Origin of the sequence: Corynebacterium sp. HMSC06D04 (assembly GCF_001807315.1) — a bacterium.
Lineage (GTDB): Bacteria > Actinomycetota > Actinomycetes > Mycobacteriales > Mycobacteriaceae > Corynebacterium > Corynebacterium simulans.
In genome coordinates this window covers 218,964-230,833 of the sequence record NZ_KV788548.1, presented here as the reverse complement: position 1 = coordinate 230,833, position 11,870 = coordinate 218,964, and the positions used below count along the sequence as shown (strand labels likewise).

Here is an 11,870-nt window from a genome sequence, read left to right as displayed (position 1 = left end):
AAGGCTTTCATATCGGCCGCGACAAGACTGCACGTTTGATGAAGCTAGCAGGTGTTTGCGGCCGCAGACGCGGACGAACCCCGTGACAACGACTAGCCCGAAGACGTCGGATCATCGCCCGGACCTAGTGCAGCGAAACTTTCGTGCACAAGCCCCAGGCAGGTTGTGGGTTGCCGACATTACCTACGTTCGCACCCTGTCAGGATTCGCCTACACCGCGTTTGTCGTGGATGTCTTCAGCCGAAAAATTGTTGGTGTTGCTACACGCTCGACGATGCGCACCGATGCGCTGCCCATGGAGGCCTTGGAACATGCATTAACTACTGCCGGACGAATCCATGGAAACCAGCTGATTCAAGTTTTAGGTATGCCGAGCAGAAACCAGCACGCTTCAAAGCCGGCCGCATCAAGGGAAGAGGCGAATGAACAGAGCTCAACATACCTGCTAGAAAAATCTAGGCGCCACCATAACCAAGTCCTCCAGATTAGGCACTGCCTACCCGAATAGATCGACCATATTCAATTCAGCAGTTCAACCAACTTTAGCGCGTCGCTATCCAAAGTCAGGCCCCTCAATCAATCACGGGCATAAATGTCTGCGGTAAATACCTTATCCGTATAAGGCTCTAACTCGACACTAAACCTGTTAGTCAATACGACATCAACACGATTTATAAATTCATCAAAACTTCTAACCACCTCAAATCCGTCGAATTCTGCGCCTGTCCAAGTTGGCTCGTATACCAAAATTCCCACCCCTCGGTTTCGAAGAATTGCCATAACGTCTTGAACGGAAGAAGACCTAAAGTTATCCGACCCAGACTTCATCGTCAGCCGGTAGATACCAACCACCTTCGGCAACCGCTCTAGCACTTGGTTCGCGATGAACGATTTTCTGAGCGCATTGGACTCCACCACTGCTGTCATCATGCTCTGCGGAATACCGTCGTAGTTCGCAAGCAGCTGACGTGTATCCTTCGGCAAACAATATCCTCCGTAGCCAAAGCTCGGGTTGTTATAATGTCCCCCAATCCGAGGGTCCAAAGACACCCCGTCAATAATCGCTCTGGGGTCGAGACCTTTTACTCGAGCAAACGAATCTAGCTCGTTAAAAAACGCTACCCGCATCGCCAAATAGGTATTTGAGAATAGCTTGACCGCTTCGGCTTCGGTCGAATTTGAGATCAAGATCGGGACATCGTCCTTTTGAGCTCCTTCTTGAAGCAAAGCTGCAACTTTCTCCGCCGAAGCCTTAGAGCGTGAGGCCGCGATAATCCTTGAAGGATGCTGATTGTCATATAGAGCACGCCCCTCCCGCAAGAACTCCGGGCTAAAGACGATATTTAAGCGGGGAAACCGTTCCGCCATTAGTTCGGTAAATCCGACGGGTACCGTAGACTTAATGACGGCCACCGTAGTTGGGGAGACCTCTGCGACCAAAGATAGGACCGACTCAACACTGTCTGTATTGAAAACACCAGTGTCAATGTCATAGTCAGTTGGCGTGGCAATAAACGCAAAGTCAGAATTCTCCAAAGCGCCGGCACTGTCGGTGGTAGCCACGATATCCAAGCAGCCAGACATCAGAGAATCTTCAATTCCCTCGTCTTTGATTGGGGATAACCTTTGATTTACAAGTTTAACCCGCTCCTCGTCGAGGTCGACGGCTACCACTTCATGATTTCCAGCCAAAAGCACGGAGTTTGAAAGGCCAACATAACCTAGACCAAACACTACAATCTTCATTTATATTCCTCAACTAGATGGGCACGGATTCGACTACTATAAGCGTGGAGAATCTAAGAACTTATCCGTCCACGAAAGTACTCGACGGTTTTGAAAATACCAGCCCGCAGATCTACCTGCGGGAACCACCCAAGCAATTCATTAGCGCGGCTGTAGTCTAAGCAAGAGCGCTTTAGATCCCCCAATCGTGCGGGATAATGGACGGGATCACTAGAAACCCCAACCTCTTCACTTACGAGCTTGTGTAATTCAGCGTCCGTAGTTTCGACTGAAGTACCAATATTGAACCGCATCCCATTTCCAGCTTCACCGCTAGCAAGAATAAATGCCTTGGCAACATCGCCGACATAGACATAGTCCCGAGTATTAGTTCCTCCCCCAAAAAGCTTCGTGCTTCGCCCAGAAAGAAGGCTTTCGGAGAAAATCGCTACAACGCCTGCTTCCCCATTGGGATTCTGACGCGGCCCATAAACGTTTGATGGAGCAATCAGCGAATATTCCAACCCATAAAGCGACTGAAACACCTTAAGATAAAGTTCACCGGCCGCTTTCGACGCAGCATAAGGGGATTCTGGAGAAAGTGCTGCAGCCTCCGAAACTGGAAAACAATCCGGCACCCCGTAAATCGACCCACCTGAAGAGGTGTGCACTATACGGCGAACTCCGTTGGTAGCAGCGGCCTGAGCGATTCGAATTGTTGCGAGAATATTCTGCCTTGCATCTAAAAGCGGCTTTTCAACGGATTTCCGAACATCAATCTGCGCCGCCAGGTGAAAAACCACTTCTACGCGTTCTCGCGCAAAAAAAGATTCAAAATCGAAGTCCTCAATATCAGCTTCGATAAAACGGAAACGCTCCGACTTTTGCGCTTGCGAAAGATTATCTAGACGGCCGGTGCTCAAGTTGTCGATCACAACAACCTCGTCGCCTCTGGCAATCAACTCATCTACTAAATGGGACCCAATGAAGCCAGCCCCACCTGTCACAACCGTATTCAATTTCTTGCTCCTTTCAGGAACTAAACTACGACACAAAACAGCGGAGCTAGCAACAATCGGCATTATTTCCGAACTGTTTCTCACCCTAAGACCACCGTCGCGTGCGCCGAAGAAAGCTTCTTACACAGTGGATTACAAATTAGTCCGCGACTTACTCTATAGGATCAAACGCCGGCGCTTCCCAGTCTATAGGTCCAAAACACTCTTGCGCGGCGGAACGATTCCCCTGCAGCAGCTCCCTCCAAGCCGCAAGTACCCTTTGATGATCTAGTGATTTATGATTCTGCAACCTTTCTGTAGTGCGGTGAAACCATTCCACGTCAGCAACTTGACTCACCCATTGGACGGCACTGTCAAAATCGTCGAAGATGAAGTCTTCCGGCCAAAGCGTCTGAATTCCTGGCCAACGCCGAGCTACAGGGAGGGCTCCTGAGCTTATCCCTTCAGCCAAGGCAACGTGCGAGCCTTCAACATCGGAGAGGGATAGGATCACCCCAATTTTCTCGTACCAGCGAGCCATATCGCGCCCTGGAGGATCGAAGAACACCGCGTTCCGCACTAATGGGTCTAGCTCCAATCTTAGGCGGACCTCCTCCCATTGCTGAGCAATCCGAGGATCACGCTCCCAGTTCACGTGTTCGGTAGGCAAACTTCCGCGAACGCGAAGGGTAAAACGCTTATCAATTGCACGGAGCTCTGCAAGTAAGTTCAATGCGAGGTCAAGCCGCTTCAAGGAAGGCGTTATCCCTACAATACCTAGGGTAAATCTAACGTCATCACTTTTTGGCCTAGACAGCATCGTGCCGTTGATGTAATTAGGTATATACACCATTTTCTCCGCCGGCCAACCGAATTCTTGCACAAGCTTTCTTCCTACCCAAGGAACAATAACTACACCTGCATAGTATTTGTCCATATCAATAGAGTGAGGAAAATCGGTAGTTACTTCGTACCGATGCGCGCGGACAATTAGTTTAGCTTCAGCACGTGCGCGGTCCTGAATCCAGAAATTATTAGGCCGGGCCCATTCGCCAATAATGACGTCGCTGGTTCGGACCAATTCGTTTGCATGTTCTTTATTCGAAGGCCCCGACAAAAACTTCCACTCGTTCATCTCAACACGGGCACCAGTGCTGTTTTTAATTTGCTGAGATAGCTCATCAATAAACGTCAACTTAGTGCCCATCACTGCAACCTTTAAATCTCGAAGGTCGGAGTCCCAAGGTGCTACATAGTCCAATAGAGTACTACGGTTGTCTTCGAGTTGTCTCGCACGCGGGCGCCAAGTCTCGAGAGTGGAATCTAATGCTGACCATAAAGACTCAAAACAAGGCTCGTTATGAACGTCTGAAAAATCTGCGTCGTCAAAAGCATTCCATTCAGCGTCAAGGTTAATCTGCTCTCTTAGTGCATCAAACCCTTCTTTCGCGACGGCAAATGCACTTCGACTATGCGTCTGCTCGCACTTATCCACAGTGAGCCTATCTAACAACTCCGCAACCGAGTCCGGTGTACACCCGCGAAACGCGCCATACAGGAGAGAAAAATCAGGCGCCAAAATATATACATTTCTACGCGCAGTGTCAAGCCGCTGTTCTATTACTGACCTAGAAAGCTGACAATCCGTAAAAATGTCAATGCTAGCGAACTTCGGTTCACGCAGCTTCCTAACCCAATCTGCACCAAGCTTTTCAACAAACGAATGAGGTGACACAAATAGTGCCGATGCAATGTGGTCTGCCATTGGGGAGGAAAGAACTTCGTCGGCAAGCTCTAAATCCATGAAGAATACGAAATTCTTGCTGTCTTCTGATAACTCCTCGCTCCAATGCTCGCGTTCAACGAGATGGACTTCAAATCCTTCTTCCTGCAGAACGGCCGCAGCAGTGTACCAACCTGCTAATGCGACAGCATCTCGAGGTTCACTTCTTGGAGGTTGAACAAATATAATATTTGATTCAAATTCACTTTTCATCTTCATAGAAATTAGCTTCCAGTAATAACCTGAATACCCTCTACGGCAACAAGATCTTCGATCCCCCTTGGGATCGCTTCTGCAGGGTACTCACTCATGTCAATGCTCTCGACCATCAAATCTTCACTGAACAGAATTGCCGCGGATAAAAGAGCCCTTGGCCCATAAATACTCTCCAACCAATGCGCATTGGAGCCCACGACGATTTCTTTCACTCCCCGCAACGATCCTTGAAATCTTTCACTAGCGGGCAGGTAAAGGTAGGTGCGGTCACGCCCTGGCAACTGAGCGTTGATTCTAAGGTCGGCTTGGACTTGAAGCGTCGTCGCCTTTGGCGAAATTGAACCCTGGCTAGAATCAAGAGGCGCAACTATGCTTATTCCGTGCGCTTCCAAAGTTCTAACGAAATTGTCCGGCAACGGGTTCGATGTTGAAAACCGACCCTTCCCGCCCCAGAACACGATTCCAGCTAGAACTATTCTCGAGGCCGAGAGTTTCCTCGGGGGCGCATCAAAAATTAAAGAACGCATGCCTTGTTCTGTAGCATCATCCTTAACAGAAAGTGCCCATCGCCCCGTCTGGTTGACTGCATCAAAATCAATCTTTATTATCACGACTCAAAACCTTATTTTCGATGATCTCAACCAAGCCGTATTAGCTTAAAGCTGGGACCACTTTCTTTAATCTCGGCATATCTAATTACTTCATCAATCAATTCGAAATCCTTCGTTAAGACCGCCGAATAGCTCAGCGACCAATCATCACCTTGAAAATCAAATCGATGAGATTCACCATTAATTTGGTTGAATCGCTCATAAATATCGGCACCGGCGGCAATCAAGAGAAGATCGCCTCGTTTTCCCGGTGATAACACGTGGACAATAAATCTGAAGAGTGTATTTGTAGAAATCTTTTGTTCTGAAGATCCACGCAACAACGCTTCAAACCTGGGAGATTCGGCGTACCGTGCTTCCGCCTCGGTCAAATAAACCCCCCGACTTGCAAACTCATAAATCTCCCGCCAGCCTGCGCCGGTAAGAGATATTGCATTAAAATGATGCCTACGGGATGGGCCCCGCCTGTATGATAATTTCTCAAAGGCCCAACCACTTCGAGCAACGAGGTGATCGGGAAGATAAGGCAAGAATCTGGTTTCCCAACTATTCTTATCGGTTGGTCCCCAATCGTATCTCGCCGCCTCCCAGAGCTTCTTTTGACTCCGGCTATTCACCCCGGACTTTAGAAACTCTAGGTTTAAGGATGCTGCATATTTCTGATTTCCCGAGCCAGTGTCGGTAATCCGTCCCGAATGCACCCTCCGCAGTAGACAGATGACGCCCGAGTGTCGTGCTTCGATCCCAGATCTTAGCAAGCGGAACGCCAAGTTATTATCCACTGCGCTCTCCAGCCCCTCATCATAGCCGAAGAACTTGATTAAATCGGTTTTTATTAACCAAGTAGAATGCCCTGGCGCGAAGCCCGTCTTAAGTGCTGAGCCATAGTTGAAGCTTCGACCGTGGTGAAACTGCAACGCTCCGCTATCGTCATCGAAGTTAATAAAGGTGCCGAAAACAAAATCGTCATCATCATTCGCAAATTCGAGCTGTTTTTCGAGTCTCCAAGGAAGCATTAAGTCATCATCGTCATGTACTGCCGTCCAAACGCCACGAGACAGGTTAGCGCCATGATTTCTAGCAGCAGATATGCCCGATTTGCCCGGCGGCGTCGCCGTATAAACAACCCTCGGGTCATTATAAGCTTCGATCACCTGTTTCGTGTCGTCTGTCGAGCCGTCGTCTACAAGAATCAACTCAAAATCGGTGAAGGTTTGCGCAAGTACCGAATCGATGCTTTGCTTCAAATAGTCCGCTCGATTCTTCGTTGCAATCACAACGCTAACGAGGGGTTTGTCGTTCATTTCCACTCCGTTCTCGCTCTACTTGAAGGGGATAGCTCTTCGGCTGGTTCGGCTAAATTAAGCCTAGGAAGGGAAGCTAGGTAGAGACGCGAGGGAAATTCAAAGCTCTTGTCCAATCCCCAATTTACAAGTCTAATTTCCAAGAAATCTCGGCCAGTTTGTCTAAAAAGTCCTAAATCCAATCGTATAGGCGCTTCCTCCGAGGAACTATCAATATATATGTAATCTGCCTCCAAGGATTCCGAATGACGATATCCCTCGAGCTGAGGGAAGCACTCTTTCAATTCGTCGTCCACCAGAATAAGTGCTTGTTTTTCACCAACGGCAAAAGAACCGAACTGAAGGCTGTAATTCCGCCGATCATCCAATCCATCCCAGCGGTAAGATCGGGTAGGGAAACCTACCAAGGAATGATAAAATCGGCTGGCTGATTTCAATCCCTCGCGTCCCCGCGAGGTATAGCCAGCAAATTTATCGGGAAGGGAACCAATTTTCTCCACTGAAACCGCCGTTAACTTCGTCTTCCAACTGCTACTTATCGAAAAAATGCTAACACACCCCTAAGGGGCGGTCGATTAAAGCGGCGACCAAGGCAACTCCTCGTCAACTCAGCAATCCAACGGCATCCACAACTTGCCCTTGAAAATCTGAAAGCGCTGAGCGTAGCGGCAAAAACTTACTGTGGAGCACCAAGACTCCAACCACATCGGACAAATCAAGGATATCTTGAAGCGAGTCCGACCAAACAACATTTGCAAGGCACTCAAGCTGCTCCGGCAGATTTTTCAGGGCCGGGTCATGTACCCGAATAATGAGATCGGGACGTTGCTTCGCAAGCCCGCGAATCACCTCCAAAGCCGGCGATTCCCGTATGTCGTCGACGTCGGGCTTAAAGGTAACTCCAAGCATCCCCACCGCACCGCCTTTTCCCGCCAGATGATCAATCTTTGAGGCCACTTTGTGGGGTTTTGAGTCGTTTACTAATCTAGCGGTTGATATCAATCGTGCTTCCTCTGGAGCCGCCGAGTACAAAAACCACGGATCCACAGCGATGCAGTGCCCTCCTACACCGGAACTGGGTCGTAGAATATTCACTCGAGGATGCAGGTTTGCAAGCGATATTAGTTCCCATACATCCACGCCAATAGTGTCACAGATTAAAGAAAGCTCATTTGCAAATGCGATGTTAACGTCTCGAAACGCGTTCTCGGACAGCTTTACTGCTTCCGCAGTCTTCGCATCTGTGGTTCGAATTGGAGCCTGACAGAATTTGGCATAAATTTCCGCCGCTTTAAGTGCAGCCTGTTCAGAAGTACCACCAACGATTCGCGGATTGTTTTCCATCTCAAAGAGAATGTTCCCGGGTAAGACCCTCTCAGGACAATGCGCAAACAGAGGCGGCATTCCTCCCTCAAAAAGGTTTGGACGGCGTTCACGAATACGTCGTTCAATCTGGTCGGTCAAACCAGGAGGGCTAGTTGACTCCAGGACGACAAGATTTCCTTCTTCCAAAACTTCTGTTAGCGCGTCAACTGCTTCGAAAATATAGCTGGGGTCGACGTGATGAGAAGTATCAAACGGCGTTGGGACCGCAATAATGAACACATCCGATTTAGAAGGATGTTCAGCGGCCGACAAACGCTTTTCCAAGATAGCAGTTCGCACCATCTCGGAAAGCCCCGGTTCATCTACTTCAACTCTATTGCGACGTATCGACTCCACTATTTCACGATTTACGTCGACCCCCTCAACGCTATAACCAGCTTTTGCTAGAAAAGCTGCCGTCGGGAGCCCAATATACCCCAGGCCAATAACCGCTATTCTATTCATTCAATTCCACCTAATAATTATTAGAGCTTAAATGCTCTGGATTTTCATGTCGAAACTCAGCGAATTTTTCCGAAGGCTTCTGGTTTGCACCTCGAGACATTGGGCAGGCTCAACCTTGTTAGCAAAGCGCGAGATCCACCCACGGTGTGTCCCGGCTTGCTCGCCAACGGTAATCTCACACCACACCCGATCGCTTGTTTTCATGCACAACTTCACCTTTTTGCCGATAAGTACAATCTCTCTAGGTGAATATTCAATTCGTACATTCTCAGGCACGATGAACCTATGCACTGGCTTATCACCAGAGATCGAGCTCCACCAATCCTCAACCCGAAAGTGTCTGTTCGAGAGCAACTTTATGGCCCGATGGGCAACATAATTTCCAGAGGCCAAATAGGCTCCCCGCACATTTCCAGGGCGCGGGGAGACTAACCTCGAGATAACCATTCCCGCATCGCCGTAAAGCTTTGCTGGATGAATTGGATCAAATTTTCTAAAGTAAAGCCCTGAATGCCCGGTCTGTGTCCTAAGTGAAAAAACCCTTGGATCCGAATAGTCGTAATTACAGGTTCCTGAGTCCAGAATCAAATCCTCCCCGCCACAGCGAAGACTAAGCGAGGTGTCATCGGCATGCTTATGAACGTCGCTCTCAAACCCGCATTTAAAGGAAAGAAACAGATCTTCACTTTTGTGTACCCATAGGCCCGTCCTTTGGGACCAAGCAGTACCTAGGTCCGAACTGTAAGCGGTCGCGATCGGGTTCGAATCTCCAAGTGCCGGCAGACTTCCGTCATGGTAACAAATCTTTCGAATCGACTCATTAGCCAAGTCTAAATACGAACTAGCAGTATTGAGCACTTCGCGACAGCTGTCAACCTTTTCAAATTTCCCTACAATTCCAGTCAGAATGCGTATATACAAGTGGTGGTAAAATGTCGAATTCTCATTGCAAAATCCATCCTCGCCGAATACATAGGCTAGGATTTCTTCTAATTGAAGTGCTGCACGATGAAAGAAATGCTTATCGCACACATCATTAACGATCTGTGCCGCAATTAACGATTCTAGTAGCATCAGACCGTGATTGTTTCGAGCAACCAACGCCCAGTAATCCTCACCCTGAATTTCGTATTCCAAGAGTTTTCTAGCAGATTTATGCAAAGGCGATTGAGTCGAACTCAGAGCTACCAATGATTTAAGTCGCATAGCACAGCAGTGATCCCAAGACGTACCAAGAAAAACCGACAACTCGTGCCTAGAAATCTTGAAAGCATCGTAAAAAGACACAAGTGCAGCTTCAGCGTAAATGGGATCAGTTTTAGCGATGTCCACGAGATAGTTTAGGGAAAGTGCCCAAAGCATCTCTGATTTGCTCTGTGTTGTCCGGATTAGCTCACTCCAACTCTTCGGACTTCGTACGACTGGATGGGAAGCATTGATCGAATTTTTTACAACATATCCCTCGTCTTTCTTTTCTAGACTCCACCCCCACCCCATCGACCATTCACGGTAGAGACTATCTGCAAAACTCTGAGCCGACATCTAAGCAGTCCTTATCTTCCAAGTATCCTCATCTTCAACTACAAACCGTTTCGGAGGATAGTACCGTTTCGAGAGACTCAACTGTTCTTTCGCGCCGTCAACGTCGCCAGCGTTCCTCAAAGAGATCCATTTCTTATAGGATCCCGAGACCAATTTCGCGTCCCCATCGGCAACTAGCACGCCATCGTTAATCCAAAGTGCCCTGTTACAATTCTTCTCGATCTCACTCATTGAATGGGAAACCAAGAAGACTGTCCCTGCGTCATTCAACATATCGCGCATCCTTTGTTGAGCCTTCTCCGCAAACCCAATATCCCCAGTTGAAAGCGCCTCATCGATTATTAGAATATCCGACCTTATTGCCGTCGAAATCGCAAAACTCAAGCGCGCAGATTGACCCGACGAGTACGTACTTAACGGCCTCAAAGCGGCCGGCCCCAATTCCGCCCACTCGACAATCTCTTCCGATTTCAATATCGCTTCCGCTTTAGGAACCCCTAAGGCCAGACAACCTAGGTATGCATTCTGACGAGCATCGAGGTATCCGATCAATGCTGGCTTCACGCCCAGAAAAGTTGGCTTGGACAATGCCCAAATCGAGCCCGACGTGGGTGCCTCTGCCCCGGCAATCATCCGGAGCAAAGTTGATTTACCTGACCCATTGCGGCCTAGGACACCGATCGATTCCCCTCTGGTTGCGAAGAACGAGATTCCCTTGACAGCAGTATTTACGTCATCTTGATGTCGAGCACCACTGCCTGCGTCCTCAGAAGTCGTGCCTCGCTGACGATATGCTTTGTTAACACGTTCCACCACCACTGAAGGATCGGGCACATATCCGATAAATTCTTCATTATGCAAGGGTTCGATACCTACCCTCAGCCCCCTCAAACACCAGAACGCCAACCGCTAGCGTCCCGAATCCCCAAATGATCATCATTGCCCAACTCATCAACGCTGGTAGCTGCCCCTCCAACACGATCCCCCGGACCGCGTCCATATATACGAACGCTGGATTATTCCGTACTACCGTGTAGACTGCACCAAACCCTTCAAATCTTTCTATTGGGTAAAACACTGCGGACATAAAGAGCCAGGCTCGAATAAAAAGCTCAGCAATGACTTTTACATCAGGTACAAAAGCCGTCATTCTCGCAGCCAAGAACATGCACCCAGTACCAAAAACTGCAGCCAGAATAACAACGGGCACTATCCCCAGCAGCCGAAATGAGAAATGATTTCCGCTTTGAAATACTAGGGCAGCAATGACTGCCACCCCTATTGAAAGCAAACTATCAAGAAACTGCCTTAAAGAATTGGAAAGCACTACGGCGGCTGCTGGAAACTGAAAACTTCTAATCACTTGGAGCGATCCCCGAACCAGGCCAAGTCCTGAAGATGTCATCCTCGAAATCATATTAAATAAGCAGATACCGAGCAAGAGGTAACCAACATAATTATCTATACCCCTCGAGGCTCGGAGCACCAATCCGAACATCAGACCATATAATGCCGCCTCGAGCAAGGGGTAGACCACTAGCCAAGCTTTCCACAACCGATAATCTTGATTTGTTCTAAAGGCTCTAAATCTGGCATCAGCAAGGATGAAGTACCGAAAGTTCCAAAGGCTTCGCAGATGCCCCACTATCGTCAAATCATCAGAAACTGGTCCTAAACACTCAGAGTTAACAAGGTAGTAGCCTTTCAGAGCAGCCTCATTGTCAGGATGCTTCCTAGATTTGTTTACATCAGTAGACATCAGTGTCCGCCTATCCATGGAGCCTCTTCATTGCCGCTGCGTAAGAACTTTTCACGCCTTCAGCAAATCGAATCTTACCCTGCCAACCAACCTGAACAACTA

9 protein-coding genes and 1 pseudogene are annotated in these 11,870 nt (G+C 48.5%); 1 reads left to right on the top strand and 9 read right to left on the bottom strand.

The features are described 5' to 3' along the window. A pseudogene (locus tag HMPREF3155_RS12885) lies at nucleotides 1–355 on the top strand (DDE-type integrase/transposase/recombinase); the annotation flags it as partial. 221 nt (nucleotides 356–576) lie between these two features. Here HMPREF3155_RS12885 and HMPREF3155_RS08440 read toward each other — a convergent pair. From HMPREF3155_RS08440 to HMPREF3155_RS08395, 9 genes are all read right to left on the bottom strand, one after another. Further along, nucleotides 577–1,746, bottom strand: coding sequence for a nucleotide sugar dehydrogenase (locus tag HMPREF3155_RS08440; RefSeq protein WP_070433066.1), 1,170 nt, complete (start codon nucleotides 1,744–1,746; stop codon nucleotides 577–579). Between the two features lie 53 nt (nucleotides 1,747–1,799). Next, on the bottom strand, nucleotides 1,800–2,744 hold the full coding sequence (locus HMPREF3155_RS08435) for an NAD-dependent epimerase/dehydratase family protein (RefSeq protein WP_070433065.1): 945 nt from the start codon (nucleotides 2,742–2,744) through the stop codon (nucleotides 1,800–1,802). Nucleotides 2,745–2,895: 151 nt separating this feature from the next. Further along, nucleotides 2,896–4,725 (bottom strand): glycosyltransferase family protein, encoded by a 1,830-nt coding sequence (locus HMPREF3155_RS08430; protein ID WP_070433064.1) that lies wholly within the window; start codon nucleotides 4,723–4,725, stop codon nucleotides 2,896–2,898. Nucleotides 4,726–4,730: 5 nt separating this feature from the next. Beyond that, a complete protein-coding gene (locus HMPREF3155_RS08425) occupies nucleotides 4,731–5,333 on the bottom strand; it encodes a hypothetical protein (RefSeq protein ID WP_070433063.1) in 603 nt (200 codons plus the stop codon). A gap of 26 nt (nucleotides 5,334–5,359) precedes the next feature. Beyond that, a complete protein-coding gene (locus tag HMPREF3155_RS08420; RefSeq protein WP_070433062.1) occupies nucleotides 5,360–6,637 on the bottom strand; it encodes a glycosyltransferase family 2 protein in 1,278 nt (425 codons plus the stop codon). Nucleotides 6,638–7,240: 603 nt separating this feature from the next. Beyond that, nucleotides 7,241–8,467, bottom strand: coding sequence for a nucleotide sugar dehydrogenase (locus tag HMPREF3155_RS08410; protein WP_070433060.1), 1,227 nt, complete (start codon nucleotides 8,465–8,467; stop codon nucleotides 7,241–7,243). Between the two features lie 27 nt (nucleotides 8,468–8,494). After that, entirely contained in the window at nucleotides 8,495–10,009 is a 1,515-nt protein-coding gene (locus HMPREF3155_RS08405) for a heparinase II/III domain-containing protein (RefSeq protein WP_070433059.1), read from the bottom strand. Further along, nucleotides 10,010–10,870 carry an ABC transporter ATP-binding protein gene (locus tag HMPREF3155_RS08400; RefSeq protein ID WP_168162314.1) on the bottom strand — a complete coding sequence of 287 codons (861 nt, stop codon included), beginning with the start codon at nucleotides 10,868–10,870 and terminating at the stop codon, nucleotides 10,010–10,012. Then, on the bottom strand, nucleotides 10,863–11,768 hold the full coding sequence (locus tag HMPREF3155_RS08395; protein ID WP_070433057.1) for an ABC transporter permease: 906 nt from the start codon (nucleotides 11,766–11,768) through the stop codon (nucleotides 10,863–10,865). Before HMPREF3155_RS08395 ends, HMPREF3155_RS08400 begins: the two co-directional genes overlap by 8 nt. Nucleotides 11,769–11,870: the final 102 nt, after the last annotated feature.